Below are 22190 nucleotides of genomic sequence, written 5' to 3' on the forward strand. Positions count from 1 at the left end.
GCGCCGATGCGGCGGCTTTTTTGGTGAGGTAACGCCTTTGCCTGCCGCTTGCAAGGGCAGCCATTGCAGGCGGGGCCCGCGTGTCCGGAATGAAATTCCAGACCGCCGGCATGGCGCAGACGGCCAAGGCTTCAGTCTTCGCCGAACAGCCGGTCGGTTTGCCTGCGCTCTTTCTTGGTCGGCCGGCCGCTGCCGGCGTCGCGCAGCGCCGGAATGGCATCGGCAACAGCCTCGCCTTTTGGGACCGGCGGCGGGGACATGTCCTCGTAGAGCGTGCGCGCTTCCTCGGCCGGACCGCGACGCACGCCGGTGCCAAGCACCTTCCAAACGAAGATGCGGCGCTCGTGCGTAATGGTCAAAACGTCGCCAGGCTTGACCAGATCGGAGGCCTGCGCTGCTTTGTCGCTGTTGATGCGGACGCGTCCGGCGACGACCAGCTTGGCCGCCAGCGAGCGCGATTTTATCGCGCGCGAAAAGAACAGCCACTTGTCGATGCGCTGACGACCTTCAGCAACCATCGCAGCGAGTTATCTCTTGTTGGAGCATGATCTTGTCCGAAAACCGATTCCACTTTTCGGGATCATGCTCAGAGCCTACTTCTTCAGCTGGTCGCGCAAGGCGGCGAGCTTGGCGAAGGGCGAGTCCGGATCGAAGCGCGCCGGGCGTTCCTCGCGTGGCTTGGCCTGGAAAGCCGGCTTGGCGCCTTGCGGTCCGCCTTTGCCTTCCGGCCTGCCGCCTTTCCAGTCAGGCCGGCCCTCGCGCGGACGCTCGCCTTGCGGCTTGCCGTCGCGGCGCTGTTCGCCCTCGGCCTGCGGCTTGGGCTTGAACTTCGAACGGTCGAAGCGTGGCTTGGCGGCACCGTCGCGCTGGTCGCGCCGGCCTTGGTAGGCCGGCCGCTCGCCCGTTGCGGGCTGTCCGCCGGCAGCGTCGGCCGGCGCGTCGGCGCGGGCAGCCTGGCCGTTACGCGGGCGATTGTCCCGGCCTTGACGATGGCGCGGGCGCTGCTCGAAACGACCCTGCCGCCACAGCAAGATGGGCTTTGGCGCTTCGGCTTCGGGGACAGACTCAGCGCTTCCACCCTCCCCCTCGTGGGGAGGGTCGGCGCGCAGCGCCGGGGTGGGGGCAGCGCCGGTTTCGGCGGTTGCACTTGCATCGTTTGCACTATCTGCTTCGTCAGCGCTGTCACCCGCGTCGCTTCGCGCCGCGGCCTCCGCCATCGAGGGGGAGGTAAGGGCGTCGGCGTTTTCGGCGACGGTGGCGTCGGCAGTGTCGTCAGCTTCCGCAACAGCCGGAGCTTCTTCCGCGATTTCTGCGCGAGCTTCGACTTGCTCGTCCGCGACAGGCTCTGCCGTTGCTTCCGCGATGGCTGGAGCTTCGGCGGTGGCTTCAGCGGCCGGAGTTGGCTCCGAACCCTCGGGAGGCGCGCCCGGCTGAGCGTCCGCAGCAACAGCCTCCGCTGCGGCTTCGGCGACGGGCTGCTCAGCCGCAGGCTCAGCGGCGGCAACCGCATCCGGCTCCGATCCAACGGCCGGCGCTTCAGCGGCGGCTTCTCTTGCAGCGGCTTCCGCCGCCTTGGCCTGTTCGGCTTTTGCAGCCGCGTCCGCAGCCAGCTTGGCGGCAGCCGCTTCCCGCGCCGCATTGTCCTGTGCTTCGAGCCGCGCCTTGACCTCTGCCGGCGGCTTCGGCTCGGCGCGGTAGCCAAGGCCTTTCAGGATCTCTTCCATGTCGTCGGCGGTTGCGCCGAGGATGGACATCATCGGCGGCGTCACCATGAAGGACTGGCCGTCATAGGCGCCGTCCGGGCGCTGTCCCAGACCGGGCTTCCAGTTGGTCGCAGGCCGGATCAGGTCGGCCAGCCGTTCCAGAATGTCGATGCGCACGGCGCGGCGGCCGAGATTGCGGTAGCCGGCGAGCTTGTAGAAGCTCTTGTCGAAAGCCGGATCGATGACCACCGAGGTGCGGCCGGAGGCCAGCGCGTGCACCACGTCGCCAAAGCCGGGCTTGTCCTTGCCGTCGTTCTTCAGCGCCCACAAAAGCGTGATCAGTCCGGCGGGCGCCGGCTTGATCAGCGCCGGCACGAAGACGTGGTAGGCGCCGAAGCGCACACCGAGCCGGCGCAAGGCGGCGCGACCCTCCTGGTCGAGCGACTTCATTTCCTCGGCGATGTCGCGGCGGTTGATGAGGCCGAAATGCTCGACGAGCTGGAAGGCGATGCCACGGCCGATGCCGGCGATCTGCTCGGCATTCTTCAAGTCGACCAGCGGCTTCAGCAAGGATTCGATCTGGAAATTGACGAAGCGCTCGGCGCGCGCGGCGACCTTGTCGCGGGCGGGACCGGTCAACTGCTCGTCGGCCAAAAGCACCAGGCGCGGCTTCAGCGCGTCCTCGCCGGCAACCAGCGTGCCGATCGGCGCGCCGATCCAGCGCAGCGTGCCGTCGGAGCCGAGCGCAAGGTCGCCATTGGCGCAGGCGCCGAAGCGTTCGGCACGTGCCTCGAACTCGGCGGCCAGCGCTTTTTGCGCTGCCGTACGCACGGCCTTGGCGTCTTCGCCGCCGGCGCTCTGATCGGCGGTGAAGCGGAACCCTTGCAACTCGCCGACATGATGGCCTTCGACAAGGACGGTTCCGGTAGGACTGATTTCGGCTTCAGGCATTGTATTTTCTCTAAGGCGCCGCATGAGGACGGAAGTCCTGCGGTCTACAAACCGTTTCGTCAACCGCTCATGCAGCGCATCCGACAATCTGTCTTCGATTTCGCGCGTCTTTTCCCGCCAGTGTGCCTGATCGGCCAGCCAGCCCGGCCGGTTGGACACGAATGTCCAGGTGCGGATCTGCGCAATGCGGTGCGACAGCGTGTCGATGTCCCCCTCGGTCGTATCGGCGCGGCGCACCTGCTCGGCCATGTAGTTCTCGTCGACATGGCCGTGTTTGGCGAGGTCGGTGTAGATAGAAGCGATCAGGTCGGAGTGCTGGGCCGGCGCGATCTTGCGGTAGTCCGGCAACGCGCAGGCTTCCCACAGCAGCGCGACGCGCTTGGCATTGGTAGCCAGCGCGCGGATGTCCTCGTCGCGGGAGAGATGTTCGAGCGCCAGCGCATCGACCGCCGGCAGCGCGCGCGTCAGGCCTTCGACCGGCGCGTTGGCCTCGATCGAGCGCTTCAGCGCGTCGAGGCTGGCGAAGTCGAAATGCGCGGTGCGCCATTGCAGCACCTTCACCGGATCGAACTCGTGCCCCTCGATGCGCTTGACCAGTTCCTCGTCCAGCGGATCGACCTGGCCGGTGACGCCGAAGGTGCCGTCGCGCAGATGCCGGCCGGCGCGGCCGGCGATCTGGCCGAGCTCGGCCGCCGTCAGGTTGCGGTACTGGTAGCCGTCGAATTTGCGGTTCTGGGCGAAGGCGACATGATCGAGATCAAGGTTGAGGCCCATGCCGATGGCGTCGGTGGCGACGAGATAGTCGACGTCGCCTGCCTGGAACATTGCCACCTGGGCGTTGCGGGTGCGGGGCGACAGCGCGCCGAGCACGACCGCCGCTCCTCCTTGCTGGCGGCGGATCAGCTCAGCGATGGCATAGACCTCGTCGGCGGAGAAAGCGACGATCGCCGTACGCCGCGGCAGGCGGGTCAATTTCTTCGAACCGGCATAGGCCAGGTGCGATAGGCGAGGGCGCGTCACCACCGAGACGCCTCTTAGCAGCTTTTGCAGGATGCCATGCATGGTGGCCGCGCCGAGCAGCAGCGTTTCCTGGCGGCCGCGCAGGTGCAGGATACGGTCGGTGAAGATGTGGCCGCGCTCGAGGTCGCCGGCGAGCTGCACCTCGTCGATGGCGACGAAGGCAACGTCGGTCTCGCGCGGCATGGCTTCGACGGTGCAGACCGAATATTTCGCGCCGGGCGGCTGGATTTTTTCCTCGCCGGTGACGAGCGCCACCTTGTGGGCGCCGACCTTTTCGCAGACGCGGGCATAGACCTCGCGCGCCAGAAGGCGGAGCGGCAGGCCGATAATGCCGCTCTCATGCGCCACCATGCGCTCGATGGCGAGATGGGTCTTGCCGGTGTTGGTCGGACCCAGCACGGCAGTCACGTCGCGGCCCGACAGGATCAGCGGCTCGGTGTGTTTCGGCTGGATGTTCATCGGCCTGGAGATGAGGCTTTCTGCATCGTGTTGTCGGGAGCGCGCCTCGCATGGCGCGTATGACAGGCGACACATAGGGATTTCAGGCGCGAAGCGAAAGCGGAATGTTCCGGCCGGCAGTCCCACGGTTCGTCTTTGAGGTCTCAATTAACAGTTGGAACGAGTCTGGAACGAATCGGCGACGAATCAGTGACTCCGGCAGATTCAGCTTTTGTTCACGGCTACATGTTGATTTTGCGAGCCTGAGTCTCACCATATGCTGAATCGCGGAAACTGGCCCGATTCCTGCAAGGCGACCATTGGCGTTAACCTTTGCCGGCGGGGCATCGTCGTGATCCGATACGCCTCGGCCAACATTATGAAATTGTTGAATTTTCTTAATCGGCCTTAACCATTTGCCGGTGATTTTCGGCCTTGGTCGTTAACGTTGCGCTCAAAGCCGGAACGAATCGGCGATGAATCAGCGATGGCGGGATTTTCCTTGTTTGTTCACCCCAACATGTTGTGTTATCCACAGCTTGTCCACCGAGAATTCACAGCTTGCGAACCGGGTTTTGCACAGGGCGCCTGGAAATCGTTAATCTTTGCGTGCCGGAACGGGTCAATGTCTAGCGCAGCCCGGGAACACCGCCGGCCGGCGATGAAAAAACGGGCCATAAGCCGGCCCGTCCTACCGGGCGAAATGCTGTCGTTCAGGCGAAATACTGGCCGCCATTGGCTGTAATGGTCGAACCGGTGATGAAGCCGGCGTCTTCGGAAGCGAGGAAGACGACGCAACGCGCGATCTCTTCCGGTTCGCCGAGGCGGCCGACCGGAATCTGCGGGATGATGCGTTCATGCAGCACCTTCTCGTCGATCGCCTTGACCATCTCGGTGGCGATGTAGCCGGGGCAGATGACATTGACGGTGATGCCCGCGCGCGCGCCCTCCTGCGCCAGCGCCTTCGAGAAGCCGATGTCGCCGGCCTTTGCGGCGGAATAGTTGACCTGGCCGGCCTGGCCTTTCTGGCCGTTGATGGAGGAGATGGTGATGACGCGGCCGAATTTGCGGTCGCGCATGCCGCCCCACAGCGGATGCGTCATGTTGAAGACGCCAGACAGATTGGTGTCGATGACTTCCTTCCACTGCTCGCGCGTCAGCTTGTGGAACATGGCGTCACGGGTAATGCCGGCATTGTTGACCAGCACTGAGACCGGGCCGAGATCGGCCTCGACCTGTTTGATTCCGGCGGCACAGGCGTCGTAGTCGGCGACCGACCATTTGTAGGCCTTGATGCCGGTTTGTGCGCTGAACTTCCCCGCTGCCTCGTCATTGCCGGCATAGTTGGCTGCAACGGTGTAACCGGCATTCTTCAGGCCGATCGATATGGCGGCGCCGATGCCGCGCGATCCACCGGTGACGAGCGCTACTTTGGTCATTGAAAGTTCTTCCTCCCTTTGGTCGGAAGAAGGGAATAGGGAGTAGGGAGTAGCGAGTAGGGATCGATATCCCGCCGCGCTGCTCCTTCTTCCCCATTCACTACTCCCTATTCACTACTCACTTCTCTTTCACAGCGCTTCCACGCACAGAGCGACGCCCATGCCGCCGCCGATGCACAGCGTGGCAAGGCCCTTCTTGGCGCCGCGGCGGCGCATCTCGAAAACCAGCGTGTTGAAGACGCGGGCGCCCGACGCGCCGATCGGATGGCCGATGGCGATGGCGCCGCCATTGACGTTGACGATCGACGTATCCCAGCCCATGCCCTTGTTGACGGCGCAGGCCTGCGCGGCGAAGGCTTCATTGGCCTCGACAAGGTCGAGGTCCTTGACCGACCAGCCGGCCTTCTCGAGCGCCCGCTTCGAGGCGGGAATAGGTCCGGTTCCCATGATCGCCGGATCGACGCCGGCCGTCGCCCAGGATGCGATGCGCACCAGCGGGGTGATGCCGCGCCTTGTGGCTTCAGCCTCGCTCATCAGCAGCGCGCCGGCGGCGCCGTCATTGATGCCCGACGCGTTCGCGGCGGTCACGGTGCCGTCCTTGTCGAAAGCCGGCTTCAGCTTGGACATGGCGTCGATGGTGGCGCCGTGGCGGATGTACTCGTCCTGGTCGACGACAGTGTCGCCTTTCCTGCCCTTGATCGTGAAGGCGACGATCTCGTCCTTGAACTTGCCGGCCTTCTGCGCGGCCTCGGCCTTGTTTTGCGAGGCGAGCGCAAACTGGTCCTGGTCGTCGCGGGTGATCTGGAACTGGCGGGCGACGTTCTCGGCGGTGTTGCCCATGTGGTAGCCGTTGAAGGCGTCCCACAACCCGTCCTTGATCATGGTGTCGATCATCTTGTAGTCGCCCATCTTGACGCCGGCGCGCAGGTGCTCGGCATGCGGCGACAGCGACATCGATTCCTGGCCGCCGGCGATGATCACCGTGGCGTCGCCGGCGGCGATCTGCTGCATGCCGAGCGCTATGGCGCGCAGGCCCGAGCCGCAAACCTGGTTGAGGCCCCAGGCGGTCGTCTCCTTGGGCAGGCCGGCATTGATCGACGCCTGGCGGGCGGGGTTCTGGCCCTGCGCGGCGGTCAGCACCTGGCCGAGAATGACCTCGTCGACTTCGCCCGGCTCGACGCCGGCGCGCGCCAAAAGCTCCCTGATGACGACGGCGCCAAGTTCATGCGCCGGGGTGGCGGCGAAGGCGCCGTTGAAAGAGCCGACAGCCGTGCGTGCGGCGCTGGCAACGACGATTGAATTGGAAGCGGACATTTTTCTCTCCAGACTTCGAGGTGTCGTGTTCTTGGGGGCTTGTTGGGACTTTTCTTGCCCGTTCCACACCCCAAGTCAAACCGGAAATGGGCATGCCGGCCAAGCGCTGCAGGCAGGGCGCGAGCGGCCGGCGCGATCGCCCGACCTTTGCTGCGCAGCATAATTAGCCCGCCATGCAGCAATAAATGATGCCGCACTGCACAAAGCGCTTGGAATTATAGAGCTTTTGCGCATATCCTTAAAAATGGCGCAATCGTTACCGGCGGCTTACTCAGGCGCGCCGGTGTCCCGGGAGGATGCTGATGGCCGCGAAAGACGACCCTATCATTATCAAGAAATATGCCAATCGCCGGCTCTACAACACCGGCACCAGCACCTATGTGACGCTCGAGGATCTGGCCGAGATGGTCAAGAAGGGCGAGGAGTTCACCGTCCAGGACGCCAAGACCGGTGACGACATTACCCATCCGGTGCTGACGCAGATCATCTTCGAACTGGAGAACAAGGATGGGCAGAACATGCTGCCGATCCCGTTCCTGCGCCAACTGATCGCTTTCTATGGCGACCAGATGCAGCAGATCGTGCCGAGCTTCCTCGAACAGTCGATGATGGCCTTCTCCAAGGAACAGGAGCGGTTCCGCGAGCAGATGAAGGGCGCGATCGGCAAGTCGCCGCTGGATGTGATGAAGATCGCCACTCCGATCAAGGCGCTGGAAGAGCAGACACGCCGCAACATGGAAATGTTCCAGAACGCGATGCGCCTGTTCACGCCGTTCCCGACCGCCGCCACAAATGCTGCGGCCGCGGCTGCACCCGAGCCGGCCCGCAAGGACGTCCCGGAAAAGAGCGGCGACGACCTTCAGGAACTGAAGCAACAGATCGCCGCCATGCAGCGCAAGCTCGACACCATGTCGTAAGCGACCGCCGCATGATCGACCGCCTCAGTTGGTCGAGGCGGCTGTCACGGGTCGATTTTCAGCTGCCACGGTTCCCAGATATCGTCGGGCTGGCCGTCGAGCGAGCGGTAGAAGGCTTTGGCCGGCGAGTTGGATTTCAGCACCGTCCATTTGATGGCGGAGGCGCCAATGCTCAAAGCGTGTTGGCGAAGCTGTTCAACAAGCGCATGGCCGACCCCCATGCCGCGCGTCGCTTCAGTGACGTAGAGTTCCTTCAGCCAGACAACCGGCTTCAGGTCGTAGGTCCAGGGGGATGAGGTAGTGGACGGCGATGCCGACGATCACGCCCTCTCGCTCCGCCACCAACACGCCGAACCGGGGCGATGGCCCCAGCCCGTGCTCGATGAGGTTCGCTTCGGTGACGCGAAGCTTGTCGTCATAACCCTCGAAGACAGCTAGCGCCCGCATGAGGGCGAGCACCGCACCGACATCCTGGCGCTCGAATGGACGAATTCTAACCATCGCCTTCTGCATGCTTGCTCAGTCTTCAAGGCCGACCATATCGCGTGGCCTCACGCGTGCAAGACACCGGGCTCCTTGCCTGAAGCGAAAGGAAGGTCCTCGTCCTGCCAACCGGTTATGCCGCCGATCATGATCTTCACGGGACGACCGAGGCTGGCCAGCTTGAAGGCCGCCTGATCCGCGCCATTGCAATGCGGTCCCGCGCAATAGACGACGAACAGCGTCTTTTCGGGCCATTGCGCCATCCGCTCGGCCGATATTTCGCGGTGCGGCAGATGCAGCGCGCCCGGCACATGGCGGCGTCCATAGGCTTCCGGCGAACCGACCACATGCAGGAGAACAAAGTCCGGCTCCCCGGCAGGCAGTGCGGCGGCGACGTCGGAACAGTCGGTCTCGACGGAAAGCCGGCGCAGAAAATGGTCGCGGGCGATATCCGGCGATGCCGCCGGAATGTCTGTCACGTGGCTCATCCTCGTATCTCCATTGCTGATGCGACGGAGAGATATGACAGGAAGCAGGGCGATTGCAGCTGGCAGCTTTGCCATATATCGTCAAGATCATGCCATCCTCTGCCAATCCGCGCCCTGCCAACCCTCTTGTCGTTGCCGTTGCCTATGACGGGCTGTGCACGTTCGAGTTTGGCGTGGCGGTTGAGATCTTCGCCTTGCCCCGGCCGGAAATGGGTGAGGATTGGTACCGTTTTGCGGTTGCCGGTATTGATACCGGTGAAATGCGCGCGCTGGGCGGCGTGCGTATTGTTGCCGACGGCGGGATCGATCTGATCGGCCAGGCCGGCACGGTGATCGTACCGGGATGGCGCGGAACGGAGGCTCCGGTGCCGCCGGCGCTGATCGAGGCGCTGCGGAAGGCGAGCGAGCGCGGCGCTCGCATTCTTTCGATCTGTTCGGGCGTGTTCGTGCTTGCGGCGGCCGGCCTGCTTGCGGGCAAAAGAGCGACGACGCACTGGCGCTATAGCGAGAAGCTGACGGAACTCTACCCTGACATCACCGTGGTTCCGGATGTCCTGTACATCGATGAGGGAAATGTCCTGACTTCCGCCGGCAGTGCCGCGGGCATCGATCTTTGCCTGCATCTGGTTCGGCGCGACTTCGGCACCAAGGCGGCAAACATGGTGGCGCGTCGCCTGGTGGTGCCGCCGCATCGCGACGGCGGCCAGGCGCAGTATGTCGAGAGCTCCGTTCCCGAGCCGCATGAGCGCAGCCGGCTTGGCCCTTTGATCGACAGGATGCGCGCCAATATTTCCGCCGACTATCCCGTCGCCATCTTGGCCGAGCTTGCCGGGATGAGCGAGCGGACGTTTCTGCGCCGCTTTGCGGCCGCAACCGGCGTCACGCCGGCGCGCTGGCTGCTGTCGGAACGGCTTTCGCGGGCGCGCACGCTGCTGGAAGACACCGCCATGCCGATCGAACGGATTGCCGAGACTGCCGGCTTTGGCGCGGCAGGCACGCTGCGGCATCATTTTCGTCAGCAGTTCGCCACGACGCCCGTCGCGTACCGTGCGCGGTTCGGGAACACGGCCAGGTCGGCTTAAGTCACGCGTCCCTCATAGCGGCCACGCGGCCTGATGATGCTGCCGCTAATGATCTGTTCGACCATATGCGCGGCCCAGCCGACACTGCGTCCGAGCGCAAACAGCTGGAACGGTGCATCGCGCGGCAAGCCAAGACCGCGCGTCAGCGCGGCCAAGGCAAAGTCGATGTTGGGGTGCGCGCCGGTCGCCGCCATGGCGGCTTTTTGCAGCTGTTGCAGTGTCTCGTCGACAGGGATGACTGCCAGAAGTGCGGTGGCACGGGGATCGCCGTCGGGATAGAGCGGATGGCCGAACGCCGGCAAGGGCCGGTCATGGCCGAGCCAGCGCCGGATCGCCGCATCCGAGCCGTGGGCTGCTGCATCTTCAGCCAGTTGCATCACCGCTTCGCCGGCACCACCGTGGCGCGGGCCGGACAGCGTTGCCAGGCCGGCCAGCAGGCATGCGGCAGGCGAGGCGCCTGTGGACGCTGCGACGCGGGCGGCGAAGGTCGATGCGTTGAGTTCATGATCGGCGAGCAGGACGAGGGCGCAGCGGATCGCTTCCGCGCCGGCATCATCCACCGACCAGCCCTGCGCCAGGCGCTTATGGACGGGCGCTGTGCCGGCTTCAGCGCCCAGCGACTGCGCCAGCGCTCCGACTGTGCGCGCGGCCTCGGTGCACAGCGAGGCGGCGCTGCGTCCTAGCGAAGGTCGCCCGTGGCCGGCAAGCATGGCAAGCTGCGCAAAGGCCGAGGCGCGGCCGACTGGATGAGGCGCTTCAGATGACGGAGCTTTGAACGTCACCGGTTCGGCCGAGGCCCACAGCAGAGCGGCGGTTTCCTCCAGCGTCGCCGATTTGGATAGCGCAACAGCGTCTTGTCCTCGATAGATGAGGCGACCGTGCAGAACGGTCGAAATTGCAGTTGCGATCGACGGCTCTCCCCAGGCGATCGCGCTCTCGGCGATGGCCGAGGGACTGCGGCCCCGCGCCCGGCGGGTCGCCAATGCCGCGATGTCGTCGGCGCGGTACTGGCTGCGGCGCGGGTCGCTCTCATCCGGCCGCATGCCGATGCGGCCACGGCTGACATAGGCGTAGAGCGTCTGCGGCCGGACCTTGAGCCTTTCCAGCGCCTCTTCCCGCGACAGCCATTCGGACATTTTAGCTCACATATTGATTATATTGATCAAGATTGATCAAGGCGCAGCCCAACCCTTATCTCCCATGCAGAAAAGCTGCAAGGAGATGAGATATGGCGAACGGGCTCGATGATGTGGTGGCGGCGGAGACCGTGCTCTCCGATGTCGATGGCCTTGGCGGCCGCCTGACGATCCGCGGTCATTCGCTGCCGGAATTGGCGGGACGCTGGCGCTATGCGCAAGTGGTTCGCCTGTTGCTCGACGGCTTCTTCGACGGCCTTCCCGGCGATGCCGAACTGGCAGCGAGGCTGGGCAAGGCTCGCGTCGAGGTGTTCGAGCGGCTTGCGCCCTCGCTGCCGCTGCTCGCACCGCTTGAGATCTATAGCGCCATGCGCGCCGGCATGGCGCTGCTGCCGGATGGCGAGACACCGACGGACGCCTTGCGGCTGATCGCGGCGCCCGCTGTGCTGACGCCGGCTCTGCTGCGGCTGGCGCGCGGCGAGCAGCCGACCGCACCTGACGCTAAGGCCGATCATGCCGCCGACATGCTGAGGATGCTCGAGGGATCCGTCCCGTCGCCGGCGCTGGCAAGGGCACTCGACACCTATCTGGTGACCGTCTGCGATCACGGCCTCAACGCCTCGACCTTTGCCACCCGCGTCGTCGCATCGACGCTGGCAGGGCTGACATCGTCGGTGCTGGCCGGGCTCGGCGCGCTCAAGGGGCCGCTGCACGGCGGCGCGCCCGGCCCGGTGATCGAGATGCTCGATGCAATCCAGGCGCATGGCGACGCGGCCGGCTGGCTGCGCGAGAAGGTCGCGCATGGCGAGCGCATCATGGGTTTCGGCCATCGTATTTACCGCGTGCGCGATCCGCGCGCCGATGTACTGAAAGCCGTCGTGCGGCAGCTCGGCAGCGAGGGCGAAGCCGGCCGCCGCCTGGCCTTCGCCGAACAGGTCGAGCACACGGCGCTCGAAGTGCTGCGGATCGCCAAGCCGCAGCGCTCGCTGCAGACCAATGTCGAGTTTTACACAGCGCTTGTGCTTGAGGCGGCTGGCTTTCCGCCACAGGCGTTCAGCAATGTCTTTGCCGCCGGACGTGTCGCCGGCTGGATCGCGCATGCGCGCGAACAGCAGACGACGGGGCGGCTGATCCGTCCACAGTCGCGCTATGTCGGGCCGGTGCCGAAGCTTGTTGCTTGAGGTTTTTGCAAGAGGACCCCCACCCTAGCTTGCCGGGGCGAGCCACGGGTCTCGCCCGTCCTTCGGACCCCACAAGGGGGAGGTAAGCTGCCCCGCGCCGTCGAAACGTCGAGGGTTTGCTGAGATCAGCGTCTACCAAGTCTCCCTCCCCCTTGTGGGGAGGGATCAAGGGTGGGGGTATTCGTAGGGCGAAGACCTCGGCGTGGAGGGCCATTCCCCATGACCAAAATTTCATGTGATCACGCGACCGTGTTCGTGTTCTTGCCTTGGTCATCCTTTATATGCTGCACTGCAATATAAGTCCGCTGCAGTCGAACCCGCCCGATTTCCGGGCGGAATGAGGCAGCAGCGACCAAACCGAACAGGAACGCCATGACCAAAAACGGCAAGGCGGAGGAAACGAAAAAGATCAACATTGCGCTGCAGGGCGGCGGCTCGCACGGGGCTTTCTCCTGGGGCGTACTCGACCGGCTGCTGGAGGATGGCAGGCTCGATATTTCAGCCGTGTCCGGCACCAGCGCCGGCGCGATGAATGCGGTGGCGCTGGCCGATGGTTTTGTGCGCGGCGGCGTCGAGGGTGCACGGCAAAAGCTCGACGATTTCTGGCGCGCGGTGGCGGCCAAGGGCCGCTTCAGCCCGGTGCAGCGCATGCCGTGGGACGTCGCCTGGGGCAACTGGTCGATCGAGAACACGCCCGGCTATTTCTTCTTCGACACCATGTCGCGAGTGTTTTCGCCCTATGTCGCCAATCCCCTGGGCTTGAACCCGCTGCGCGACGTGGTCGAGCAGGAGATCGATTTCAAAAATGTTCACGCCTGCAAGTCGATGGAGCTGTTCATTTCGGCGACCAATGTCGAGACCGGCCAGCTGCGCGTCTTTTCCGATGGCGAGATCGACCTCGACACGGTGATGGCCTCGGCCTGCCTGCCACAATTGTTCCGCGCCGTCGAGATCAAGGGCGTGCCCTATTGGGATGGCGGCTATGGCGGCAATCCGGCGCTGTTTCCGTTCCTCAAGACGGCGGCGACGGAGGATGTGCTTTTGGTGCAGATCAATCCTGTGGTGCGCGAAGGCACGCCGAAAAGCGCCAACGAAATCCAGAACCGCATCGACGAGATCACCTTCAATGCCGGGCTGCTGAACGAATTCCGCTCGATCGCCTTCGTCAAGGAGCTGATCGCCGCCGGCCGGCTGCCGCGTGGCGAATACCGCGACATCCGCATGCACCGCATCGATGCCGACGAGGCGTTCAAGGATCTGTCGGCGTCGTCCAAGGTCAACGCCGAATGGGCTTTTTTGACCTATTTGCGCGACCTTGGCCGCATAGCGGCGAGCGACTGGCTGGAGGAGAATTACGACGCCGTCGGCAAGCGGCCGACGCTCGATCTTTCCGGCGAACTCGATGACGGCTTCAAACCGGTGCGCGGGCCGGCACCGGGACGGCGGGTGAAGGAATTCCTCGCCGCCCGCAAGAAGCCGGAGGCGGAACGCCGGCGGGCCTGAGTCCGCCCGGATCGATCAAGACGATCAGCGAAGTGTTCGGCAAATCGGAGTAGCGCCGAGGACTTTCCGTCCCGGAACAACCGTTGCGTGTGGCGGTATACAAAATCATACTGACGCCTGCTGCCATTCACTGAGTGGCTACGCAGGTCGCGCCCACATTTGAGCGTCAAAAACTAGTGCAGGCACAGGAGAATGTCAGTGCTCAAAACGCCTTGAAAACAAAGCGCCTCCAACACCCGTATGGTTCCGAGACTGTGGTTCCGCCGCCTGACGGGGCGTCGATAAAACCGTTTCCGTTAGCCACACTACGCCTGCCTTGCGCAATGCCCCTGCAACTTTTCGACTGTATTGCGATGCAACTTTGATGTAGAAGCGCGGCTTCGCCGTTCACGGCAAATTGAACACGGCCTGGCGCGCACCCATATCGGCGACGTGCCCGAGTTGGAAGACACGGTAGCTGTTAGACGACGGACACCCTGTTGGATAACGACTTGGCCGAACCCCGCAGTGGAAAAACAATGATGCCGAAGATCAGGTTTCACAAGCTTGCCGCTATTGTCGTGCTCATCGGCTTCGGCGCCTGGATGGGAACAGGCGCGTTCTCGTCCGTCGGCAGCGCCGCTGTCGAAGGTGCTGGCAAGGCAGGCGATCAGGCCAAGCCGGGCGATCAGGCCAAGGCACCGGATGCAACCAAGACCGCCGAGGCCGAACCGAAGGCGCCGCTGCGCACCGTCGCTGTGGTGACGCCGCCGCGCAAGACCTATGCCCGCGCCATCCGCATTTCCGGGCTGACCGAGGCCGACAAGCGCGCCGTGCTGGCGACGCGCGTCGCCGGCGTCATCGAAAAGCTGCCGGTCAAGCAGGGCGATCACGTCAAGACCGGCGACCTGGTGCTGATGCTGGCGGCCGAAGAAAAGATCTCGATGGTCGACAATGCCAGGCAGCTCGTCGTGCAGCGCCAGGCTGAACTCGACGCATCGCTGCGGCTCATGAAGACCGGCAATCTGCCCAAGCTGCAGCTCGACACGGCGCGTTCGAACCTGACCGCTGCGCAGTCGCAGCTGGAAACGGCGCAGGCCGAACTCGAGCGCAATCTGGTCAAGGCGCCCTTCGACGGCGTCATCGACCGGGTGCCGGTGGAGCTCGGCAGTTCCATCATGCAGGGCGGCGAGGTGGCAACCATCCTCAAGCTCGATCCGGTGATTGCGCGCGGCGAAGTCAGCGAACGCGACCTCGGCTATCTCAAGCTCGGCGACAAGGCTGCTGTGCGGCTGGTCAGCGGCCAGACCGTCGAAGGCACGGTGCGCTACATCAGCCGCGACGCCTCGTCGGCCACCCGAACCTTCCGCGTCGAGATCGCCGTCCCCAATGCCGACGGCTCGGTGCCGGCCGGCATGACGGCCGAGATTGCGCTCAGCGCGCAGCCGACCGACGCCGTCATGTTGCCGCGCTCCGTGGTGACGCTGGGCGACAAGGGAGACCTCGGCATCCGCGCCGTCGACAAGGACAACAAGGTGGTGTTCTTCCCGATCGACCTGGTCGATGACTCGCCGAAGGGCCTGGTGCTTGGCGGCATTCCCGCCGATGCCCGCGTCATCGTCGCCGGCCAGGAGCTCGTCAAGGAAGGGGACGTCGTCAAGCCGGTCGAGGCCGACCAGGCGACCATCCAGAAACTGTTGGGCGAAGCGACAACGCAGTAGCGCCGGGTGGCCCCGGGCGGGGACAACCGGCCGCCATGCGGCTCCTGAAATCTTGAGAACAGGCCATGGATATCGTCAAACTCGCGATCAACAATGCCCGGCTGACCATTGCGGTGCTGGTCTTCCTGCTGCTGGCGGGCTGGGTCGCCTATCAGTCGACACCGAAGGAAGCGGAACCCGACGTTCCTACCCCTTATGTTTATATAAATGTTGCCTATCAAGGCATCGCGCCCGAAGACGCTGAAAGACTTCTGCTTAGGCCTCTGGAGGCAAAGCTTAAGAGTCTCAAGGGGTTAAAGGAGATGAAATCATCCGCCTATCAGGGCGGTGCCTTTGTCTTCCTTGAGTTTCTGCCGTCTATAAAAGTCGACACCGCGGTGACTGATACACGCTCGAAGGTTCAGGACGCGAAGGCTGACCTTCCCCAAGCGGCAGAAGAACCGGTTGTTACCGAGGTCAACATTTCCGAGTTTCCCGTCCTGGTCGTCACGCTGTCCGGCGATGTGCCCGAGCGTGTGCTTACGGCGGCGGCGCGCGAACTGCGCGACCGCATCGAGGAAGTCCCGGGCGTTCTTGAGGGCACCATACAAGGCGCGCGCGACGATCTCGTCGAGGTCGTCATCGACCCGATGAAGCTGTCCTCCTACGGCCTGCAGCTCGACCAGTTGATCGGCGCGGTCGGCGCTTCCAACAGCCTGGTCGCCGCCGGCAATATCGAGGGTTCGGAAGGCAAATACGCGGTCAAGGTGCCGTCGCTGATCGAGACACCCGAGGATGTCGCGTCCTTGCCGGTGGTCGCCGGCCCCAATGCCGTCGTGCAGGCGAAGGACATCGCCACGGTGCGTTCGACCTTCGCCGACGCCGAGACCATCACTCGCCTCAACGGCAAGCCGGCCATCGCCATCGAAGTCAAGAAGCGCATCGGCGCCAACCTGATCGACACGCTGGCCAAGGTGCGGGAAGTGTCCGACGCCTACGTCAAGACGATGCCGGAAGGCATGAACATCACCTACACGCAGGACAAGTCTGTCTTCGTCAACCAGCTGCTGGGCGACCTGCAGAACCACGTGATGATCGCCGTCATCCTGGTGTTCATCGTCATCCTCTATGCGCTGTCGGGCCGCGCCTCGCTGCTGATCGGGCTTGCCATTCCGTCATCCTTCCTGATCGGCATCCTGCTGCTTGCGATGATGGGCTACACGATCAACATGATCGTGCTGTTCAGCCTTATCCTGGCGGTCGGCATGCTGGTCGACGACGCCATCATCGTCACCGAATTTGCCGAACGGCGCATGGGCGAAGGCATGCCGAAGGCGGAAGCCTTCACGCTGGCCGCCAAGCGCATGGCCGGTCCGGTCATCGCCGCGACCATGACCCGCATCGCGGCGTTTTCGCCGCTGCTGTTCTGGCCCGGCATCATCGGCGACTTCATGAAATACATGCCGATCACGCTGATCGTCACGCTGTCGGCCTCGATGCTTTATGCGCTGGTGTTCGCGCCGACGCTGGGCGCGCTTTTCGCCAAGGCGCCGGAGCATCACGAGGAACACAATCGCGACGGCTGGTACATGGCGCTGGTCAAACAGGCGGTGCGCTTCCCCATCACCGTGCTGGTGCTCACCGCCGTGCTGCTCACCGGCGTCGGCTTCGCCTATTCGAAATATGGCGCCGGCGTCGAGTTCTTCCCCAGCGTCGAGCCCGATTACGGCCTGCTCTATGTGCATGCCCGCGGCAATCTCTCGCTGGCCGAAATGGACACGGCGACCAGGATCGCCGAAAACCGGCTGCTTGGCTGGCCTGGCGTCAAATCGGTCTATACCCGCGTCGGCAAGACGCAGGGCGGCGGACAGGACGTGCCGGAGGACGTCGTCGGCGTCATCCAGTATGAGTTCATCGACTGGCGCGAGCGCAAATCGGCGAACAACATCCTGGATGAGCTGCGCACCGTCATGGCCGGCATTCCCGGCGTCGATGTCGAAGTGCGCGTGCCGGAGGCCGGTCCTCCCACGGGCAAGGCGGTGCAGCTGCGGCTTTCGGCCATCGACCCCAAAGGGCTCGACGACCAGGCCCGCGCGGTTGCGGCGCGCATTGCCAAGGTGCCCGGTGTCATCGACGTTTCCGACGGCCTGCCGCCGCCCGGCGTCGACTGGGCGCTCGAGGTCGACCGCGCCAAGGCGGCGCAATACGGTATCAGCCCGACCGCCGTCGGCACGGTGGTGCAACTGGTGACCAACGGGTTGAAGCTGTCCGAGTACAGGCCTGCCGGCGCCGACGATGCCGTCGACATCAGGCTGCGGCTGCCTGAAGACCGCCGCACGCTGTCGACGCTCGACGAGCTCCGGGTGCAGACTGCGCAAGGCTCGGTGCCGATCTCCAACTTCGTCGTGCGCAAGCCGGAGCCGACCGTCGGCATCCTCAACCGCATCGATGGCGCCCGCACAGTGGTCGTCCAGGCCAACGTCGCCGCCGGTAACCAGGTTGCGGCGGTGCAGGCGAAGGTGACCAAGGCGGTCACCGACATGAAGCTCGACAACGGCATACGCTGGAAGCTGGCGGGGTCGAACGAGGACAGCGCCGAAGCCAGCGCCTTCCTCGGCAAGGCCTTCGGCGCGGCGATCTTCCTGATCTTCCTGGTGCTCTTGATGCAGTTCAACAAGTTCACCAGCGTGCTTCTGGTGCTGTCCTGCGTGGTCATGGCGACGATCGGTGTGTTCCTGGGGCTGCTCCTGACCGGCGAGGCCTTCGGCATCGTCATGTCGGGCATCGGCGTCATCGCGCTGGCCGGCGTGGTGGTGAACAACAACATCGTGCTCATCGACACCTATGACCGGCTGCGCGAAGAGGGCTGGGACAAGATGGAGGCGGTGCTGCAGACCTGCCGCGAGCGCGCCCGCCCGGTGGTGCTGACGGCGGTATCGGCCATCCTCGGCGTGCTGCCGATCGCCTTTGGTCTCGGGCTGGAAATCTTCCATCACGAGACGACGATCAACGCGCCGTCGACGCAATGGTGGATTTCGCTGTCCTCGGCCATCGTCTTCGGCCTGTCCTTCGCCACGCTGCTGACGCTGGTGGTGACGCCGTCCATGCTGATGATCTTCACGCGCAGCAAGAACAGCCGCTTCTACGCGTTCTTCCGCCGGCTGTTCGGCCGCGACAAGAAGCCCGATGCGCCTATGGGGCCGAGACCGGGTCCGCTCGACGAGCCGGCAATCGCCTTCCCGAAAGCCGCGGAATAGCTGCATTCGACCAGTCAGACAAAAGGCCGTCCGGAACAACCGGGCGGCCTTTTGCATTGTCCCCTCGTATCCGACCAGCAAGGCGAGGGACTCTTAATGACCGTCAGCACCATCCTCATCATTGTCTTGATCCTGATCCTGATCGGCGCCGTACCGGCCTGGCCGCATTCGCGCTCCTGGGGCTATGGGCCATCGGGCATCGTCGGCATTGTGCTGGTGGTGCTGCTGATCCTGGTGCTGATGGGCAGGGTTTGATTGGGGCAAGAGACCTCTGCGATCAGCGGGTCCTCGCCCGATGAAGTGCTGGCAATAGGCATACGGCGGCGCCCGCCCCCACTCCGTCCGCTTCGCGGCCACCTCTCCCACATGTCCATGGGGGAGAGGAAATGCCAAGCTTTTCAAGGCAGCGATCTTGGCGATTAGCATTTCCTCTCCCCACGAATGTGGGGGTAGAGGTGGCTGGGCGAAGCCGAGACGGAGCGGGGGAGCTCCATATGCGATTGGCCCGAAATCGAGATGACGAGCACACGCTGTGCCCCCCTTGGCCACCCCGCCCCCTTGCGTATACGCTGCCCGCACCATAATCGCCGAGGGAGCCATCAAGGTGAACACCGCCAACCCGCCAAGGCCGCTCGCCGAGATCGCCAGCTATCACGCCCACATCTACTATGACGGCCAAGCCGAGCGGCAACACGCCGAATGGCTGCGCCTGCGCATCGGCGAACGTTTTCGCGTGCGCCTGGGCAACTGGCGCGACGAGCCGGTCGGCCCGCACGAGCAGGCCATGTACCAGGTCTCCTTCGCCACCGAGATCTTCGCCACGCTGGTCCCATGGCTGATGCTGAACCACGGCGGCCTGAGCATTCTCATCCACCCCAACACCACCAACCCCAAACGCGACCATCTCGTCGATCCGATCTGGATCGGCCGGCCGCTGGGGGTGCATGGGGAGGTGCTCGGCGAGGAAGATGAGGCGGAAGAGGCGCTGGAGGTGAATACGGAGCCGACGTTGGGGGCGTAGGGAGGCGTTCTGCAAAGTAGAGACTTGGCCTTGGAGACGCGTTCACCAGTAGCCTAGCTCAGGCATGCATGACAGGCCGCTTTGCGCCTCAAGCCGTATCCTATGCCTTCATCATTACTTCGTCGAAGGTGCCGAACCAGCGCGGGGCCGTTGGAGCGATGGACCGTCAATTGATGGCAAGGGAGAGTTCTCCTTGGTCGCCGGTACGCCGAGGCGGGGTCGCCGAATAGGCAAAGATTGCAATAGAGGAGGCAGCCGGCACTCGTTCCCGCAGGGTCGGGCGCACCCGTTCGTACGGAGCAACTGGCGCTCCGCACGAGGGACAGGGCAACTCACTGGTGACTGGGTGCGTGCCTGACGAAGCTCTTCGTTTCGGCTGAGATAAATGCTCTCACTTACGGAACATCGCAGGTTCGTCGAAGTTGGAAAGCTACGGAGGACGTGCACATGAACAGTGTCATCTATCTTATCGGCCTTATCGTTGTCGTGCTCGCGGTCCTCTCCTTCCTCGGTTTTCACTAGGTGGCCTCATGCAGCATGAGAACGATCAGGGCGGACAGCCCACCGATTTCGACAAGGCGAAAAGCGACGTCTCCGAAAGACTTCGCCAGGAAAATGAGCGTGCCAGCGAGTTGCTTCACGACGCGCGGGACGAGGTGACCCGTAAGGCTGGCGACTATGCATCTGAAGCCACGCAGGTCATCTCCGACAAGGCGAAGGAGGCGCAGCGCGACATCGGATCGAGCTTGGCGGCGTTGGGTGGTGCACTGCGAGCGGCCAGCGATCACCTTGCCAGCAACGATGAAAGGAACGCATCGAAGTTCGCTTTGGATGCTGCCAGTGGCCTTGAGCGGCTTTCATCGTCCTTGAAACAGAAGCCCTTTAGCCAAGTCCTTGATGACGTGCAGTCCTTCGGCCGGCAAAATCCCGGTGTCCTGCTTGCGGGATCGGTGTTGGCCGGATTGGCTCTCGGGCGGTTCATCAAGGCTTCTCCGCCGGCAACGCCCGATTCTGAGGCCGCTCCGGGAGGCCTCAGATCACACACCGATCAGCCACAGGGTTGGTCCGCTGATCGTCCACAAGATTTTGGCGTGGTCGGCGATGATGGGGCCACGCAGATCGCGGAGCAGGACAGATGAACAACCAGGACAATCCCAGCCTTGCCGGGCTAGTCACCGATTTGGCCCAGAATGTCACCACTCTGGTGCAAACCGAGGCGAGGCTGTTTCGGGCCGAGCTCTCTGAAAAGCTTACCAAAGCCGGAGCAGGTGCCGCGGAAGTGCTGGGCGGCGCGATTTGCCTGCTCGCCGCGCTCTTGGTGTTGCTGCAGGCGCTCATTATCGCGCTGACGCGGGCAGGGCTTGGCGCGGGGTGGTCTTCCCTGCTGGTCGGTGTGGTCGTGGCGGTCCTCGGCGTCATCCTGCTGCGGACCGGGACGGCCAGCATGGCGCCTTCGGAACTTACCCCCGACCGGACCCAGGGACAGCTCAAGCGCGACGCGAGCGCGATTAAGGAACAGGTGAGATGAACGAGAAATCCGCAGCCGAACTTGAACGCGAGGCCGAGGCTGCTCGCGCTCGGGTGATGGAGACCGCCGAATCCATTCGAGGCAAGATGACGCCGGGACAATTGCTGGATGAGTTCACCGGGCTGTTCTCGGGAGGGGAGAGCGCGGCCATGCTCAGCAATCTCAGAACGCAGGTCCGAGACAATCCTTTGCCGGTCACCATGGTGGGCGCAGGTCTGGCCTGGCTGATGTTCGGCAGCGGTACCTCAAACACCGCCCACCGTTCGGCTGGCTATCCATTGCCTTCAGCGCCGGGACGACATGATGTAGCAGGGGAGCGCGGCGGCTTGGGCGGCACGCTCTCCGACGCCGCGGAATCGCTCTCCTCGAGCGCTGCCAGCGTCGGCGACACCATATCGAGCACCGCAAGAGCCGCTGCGGCGGGTCTGACGGGAAGCGCTGCCAATGCAAGCTCGACGACTGGGGACATGGCGGCGAAAGCCAGCCGCTCCGCGCAAGATCTGTTGGAGGATCAACCCTTGGCCGTAGCGGCCGTCGGTCTCGCCATCGGCGCCGCTATAGGTGCAATGCTGCCCCATACCGCAACGGAGGACGAGCAACTAGGCGCCTATGGCGACAAGCTTCGCGATTCCGCCGAAACTTTGCTCGACAGGGGCCTCGATGAGGCCAAGCAGGTCGCCGCCGACGCCTATGAGACCATCAAGCAGGAAGCTGGCCGGCAAGATATGGAAGCAGACACGATAGCCGATCAGCTCGGCGAGATCGTGAAGTCCACAGCAGACAAGACCGAGCATGCCGTGCGTGAACGAATTTCCGATACGTCTCAGCGCCAAACCTAGCTTAATGATCCTGGATCAACGATAGCCGGCCTCTCCAGAAAGGGGCCGGTGTTGTCCGTCAAACGGTGACCCGCTCGAGTCACTTCAGGGTTGTGTGCGTCAAGTTCTGCAAAATGGGGCAGCCACGATGCTGGTCATGCGGCTTGGCGCAGAGCGAGCTTCTTGTGCTCGCGCAGATCATCCATGTTGATATAGCGGTTGGCCTCCATCC

At 63.9% G+C, this 22190-nt stretch carries 19 protein-coding genes; 11 read left to right on the forward strand and 8 right to left on the reverse strand.

Annotated elements, in window-relative coordinates; translation table 11 throughout:
- Positions 1-131: 131 nt before the first annotated feature.
- The 4 genes from NKJ77_RS19240 to NKJ77_RS19255 form a co-directional block, all read right to left on the reverse strand.
- Positions 132-518, reverse strand: a complete 387-nt coding sequence (locus NKJ77_RS19240; RefSeq protein WP_023748301.1) for an RNA-binding S4 domain-containing protein — start codon at positions 516-518, stop codon at positions 132-134.
- 75 nt (positions 519-593) lie between these two features.
- The gene (locus tag NKJ77_RS19245) at positions 594-4133 is read right to left on the reverse strand and encodes a helicase-related protein (RefSeq protein WP_023832046.1); all 3540 of its coding nucleotides are present in this window, start codon (positions 4131-4133) and stop codon (positions 594-596) included.
- A gap of 692 nt (positions 4134-4825) precedes the next feature.
- Positions 4826-5551 (reverse strand): acetoacetyl-CoA reductase, encoded by a 726-nt coding sequence (phbB, locus tag NKJ77_RS19250; RefSeq protein ID WP_023832045.1) that lies wholly within the window; start codon positions 5549-5551, stop codon positions 4826-4828.
- 129 nt (positions 5552-5680) lie between these two features.
- Complete coding sequence (locus NKJ77_RS19255) at positions 5681-6865, reverse strand: acetyl-CoA C-acetyltransferase (protein ID WP_023673832.1); 1185 nt, start codon at positions 6863-6865, stop codon at positions 5681-5683.
- A 302-nt stretch (positions 6866-7167) separates the two neighbouring features.
- On the opposite strand from NKJ77_RS19255, the gene phaR reads away from it, so the two are divergent.
- Entirely contained in the window at positions 7168-7782 is a 615-nt protein-coding gene (phaR, locus tag NKJ77_RS19260; protein ID WP_023685813.1) for a polyhydroxyalkanoate synthesis repressor PhaR, read from the forward strand.
- A 44-nt stretch (positions 7783-7826) separates the two neighbouring features.
- Here phaR and NKJ77_RS19265 read toward each other — a convergent pair whose 3' ends face one another.
- The 3 genes from NKJ77_RS19265 to NKJ77_RS19275 are packed head-to-tail and all read right to left on the reverse strand — an operon-like array spanning position 7827 to position 8753.
- Positions 7827-8003, reverse strand: a complete 177-nt coding sequence (locus NKJ77_RS19265) for a GNAT family N-acetyltransferase (RefSeq protein WP_023698449.1) — start codon at positions 8001-8003, stop codon at positions 7827-7829.
- Positions 8004-8016: 13 nt separating this feature from the next.
- Positions 8017-8295 (reverse strand): GNAT family N-acetyltransferase, encoded by a 279-nt coding sequence (locus NKJ77_RS19270; RefSeq protein WP_023698450.1) that lies wholly within the window; start codon positions 8293-8295, stop codon positions 8017-8019.
- Positions 8296-8333: 38 nt separating this feature from the next.
- A complete protein-coding gene (locus tag NKJ77_RS19275; RefSeq protein WP_023832044.1) occupies positions 8334-8753 on the reverse strand; it encodes a rhodanese-like domain-containing protein in 420 nt (139 codons plus the stop codon).
- A gap of 89 nt (positions 8754-8842) precedes the next feature.
- Here NKJ77_RS19275 and ftrA point away from each other — a divergent pair, with 89 nt between their 5' ends.
- Positions 8843-9835 (forward strand): transcriptional regulator FtrA, encoded by a 993-nt coding sequence (gene ftrA, locus NKJ77_RS19280; protein ID WP_023832043.1) that lies wholly within the window; start codon positions 8843-8845, stop codon positions 9833-9835.
- Here the strand turns inward: ftrA and NKJ77_RS19285 are convergent.
- The gene (locus NKJ77_RS19285) at positions 9832-10971 is read right to left on the reverse strand and encodes a citrate synthase (RefSeq protein ID WP_023832042.1); all 1140 of its coding nucleotides are present in this window, start codon (positions 10969-10971) and stop codon (positions 9832-9834) included. The two genes, ftrA and NKJ77_RS19285, sit on opposite strands and share 4 nt — an antisense overlap.
- Positions 10972-11063: 92 nt before the next feature.
- Between NKJ77_RS19285 and NKJ77_RS19290 the strand changes: the two genes are divergently transcribed.
- The 9 genes from NKJ77_RS19290 to NKJ77_RS19330 all read left to right on the forward strand — a co-directional run bounded on the left by NKJ77_RS19290 (position 11064) and on the right by NKJ77_RS19330 (position 21979).
- Complete coding sequence (locus NKJ77_RS19290) at positions 11064-12152, forward strand: citrate synthase/methylcitrate synthase (protein ID WP_023832041.1); 1089 nt, start codon at positions 11064-11066, stop codon at positions 12150-12152.
- A 372-nt stretch (positions 12153-12524) separates the two neighbouring features.
- A complete protein-coding gene (locus tag NKJ77_RS19295) occupies positions 12525-13655 on the forward strand; it encodes a patatin-like phospholipase family protein (RefSeq protein ID WP_352535590.1) in 1131 nt (376 codons plus the stop codon).
- 521 nt (positions 13656-14176) lie between these two features.
- Positions 14177-15355, forward strand: coding sequence for an efflux RND transporter periplasmic adaptor subunit (locus tag NKJ77_RS19300; protein WP_352535591.1), 1179 nt, complete (start codon positions 14177-14179; stop codon positions 15353-15355).
- A 65-nt stretch (positions 15356-15420) separates the two neighbouring features.
- Positions 15421-18591, forward strand: a complete 3171-nt coding sequence (locus NKJ77_RS19305) for an efflux RND transporter permease subunit (RefSeq protein ID WP_352535592.1) — start codon at positions 15421-15423, stop codon at positions 18589-18591.
- 96 nt (positions 18592-18687) lie between these two features.
- The gene (locus NKJ77_RS19310) at positions 18688-18846 is read left to right on the forward strand and encodes a DUF3309 family protein (RefSeq protein ID WP_023673853.1); all 159 of its coding nucleotides are present in this window, start codon (positions 18688-18690) and stop codon (positions 18844-18846) included.
- A gap of 349 nt (positions 18847-19195) precedes the next feature.
- Positions 19196-19612, forward strand: coding sequence for a DOPA 4,5-dioxygenase family protein (locus NKJ77_RS19315; RefSeq protein WP_023690511.1), 417 nt, complete (start codon positions 19196-19198; stop codon positions 19610-19612).
- A 530-nt stretch (positions 19613-20142) separates the two neighbouring features.
- Entirely contained in the window at positions 20143-20751 is a 609-nt protein-coding gene (locus tag NKJ77_RS19320) for a hypothetical protein (RefSeq protein WP_023832035.1), read from the forward strand.
- Positions 20748-21140: a phage holin family protein gene (locus tag NKJ77_RS19325; protein ID WP_023693628.1), complete on the forward strand. Its 393-nt coding sequence runs from the start codon at positions 20748-20750 to the stop codon at positions 21138-21140. The genes NKJ77_RS19320 and NKJ77_RS19325 overlap by 4 nt, the downstream gene beginning before the upstream one ends.
- 56 nt (positions 21141-21196) lie before the next feature.
- A complete protein-coding gene (locus tag NKJ77_RS19330) occupies positions 21197-21979 on the forward strand; it encodes a hypothetical protein (protein ID WP_245263504.1) in 783 nt (260 codons plus the stop codon).
- Positions 21980-22190 lie beyond the last annotated feature (211 nt).

Source organism: Mesorhizobium sp. M0052 (assembly GCF_040323255.1).
In the GTDB taxonomy this organism is placed as follows: domain Bacteria; phylum Pseudomonadota; class Alphaproteobacteria; order Rhizobiales; family Rhizobiaceae; genus Mesorhizobium.

Bases quoted from the DNA above. Each gene is read 5' to 3' on its own strand.
- NKJ77_RS19240 (WP_023748301.1), bottom strand. From the start codon at position 518: ATGGTTGCTGAAGGTCGTCAGCGCATCGACAAGTGGCTGTTCTTTTCG.
- NKJ77_RS19245 (WP_023832046.1), bottom strand. From the start codon at position 4,133: ATGAACATCCAGCCGAAACACACCGAGCCGCTGATCCTGTCGGGCCGC.
- phbB (WP_023832045.1), bottom strand. From the start codon at position 5,551: ATGACCAAAGTAGCGCTCGTCACCGGTGGATCGCGCGGCATCGGCGCC.
- NKJ77_RS19255 (WP_023673832.1), bottom strand. From the start codon at position 6,865: ATGTCCGCTTCCAATTCAATCGTCGTTGCCAGCGCCGCACGCACGGCT.
- phaR (WP_023685813.1), top strand. From the start codon at position 7,168: ATGGCCGCGAAAGACGACCCTATCATTATCAAGAAATATGCCAATCGC.
- NKJ77_RS19265 (WP_023698449.1), bottom strand. From the start codon at position 8,003: ATGGGGGTCGGCCATGCGCTTGTTGAACAGCTTCGCCAACACGCTTTG.
- NKJ77_RS19270 (WP_023698450.1), bottom strand. From the start codon at position 8,295: ATGCAGAAGGCGATGGTTAGAATTCGTCCATTCGAGCGCCAGGATGTC.
- NKJ77_RS19275 (WP_023832044.1), bottom strand. From the start codon at position 8,753: ATGAGCCACGTGACAGACATTCCGGCGGCATCGCCGGATATCGCCCGC.
- ftrA (WP_023832043.1), top strand. From the start codon at position 8,843: ATGCCATCCTCTGCCAATCCGCGCCCTGCCAACCCTCTTGTCGTTGCC.
- NKJ77_RS19285 (WP_023832042.1), bottom strand. From the start codon at position 10,971: ATGTCCGAATGGCTGTCGCGGGAAGAGGCGCTGGAAAGGCTCAAGGTC.
- NKJ77_RS19290 (WP_023832041.1), top strand. From the start codon at position 11,064: ATGGCGAACGGGCTCGATGATGTGGTGGCGGCGGAGACCGTGCTCTCC.
- NKJ77_RS19295 (WP_352535590.1), top strand. From the start codon at position 12,525: ATGACCAAAAACGGCAAGGCGGAGGAAACGAAAAAGATCAACATTGCG.
- NKJ77_RS19300 (WP_352535591.1), top strand. From the start codon at position 14,177: ATGCCGAAGATCAGGTTTCACAAGCTTGCCGCTATTGTCGTGCTCATC.
- NKJ77_RS19305 (WP_352535592.1), top strand. From the start codon at position 15,421: ATGGATATCGTCAAACTCGCGATCAACAATGCCCGGCTGACCATTGCG.
- NKJ77_RS19310 (WP_023673853.1), top strand. From the start codon at position 18,688: ATGACCGTCAGCACCATCCTCATCATTGTCTTGATCCTGATCCTGATC.
- NKJ77_RS19320 (WP_023832035.1), top strand. From the start codon at position 20,143: ATGCAGCATGAGAACGATCAGGGCGGACAGCCCACCGATTTCGACAAG.
- NKJ77_RS19325 (WP_023693628.1), top strand. From the start codon at position 20,748: ATGAACAACCAGGACAATCCCAGCCTTGCCGGGCTAGTCACCGATTTG.
- NKJ77_RS19330 (WP_245263504.1), top strand. From the start codon at position 21,197: ATGGAGACCGCCGAATCCATTCGAGGCAAGATGACGCCGGGACAATTG.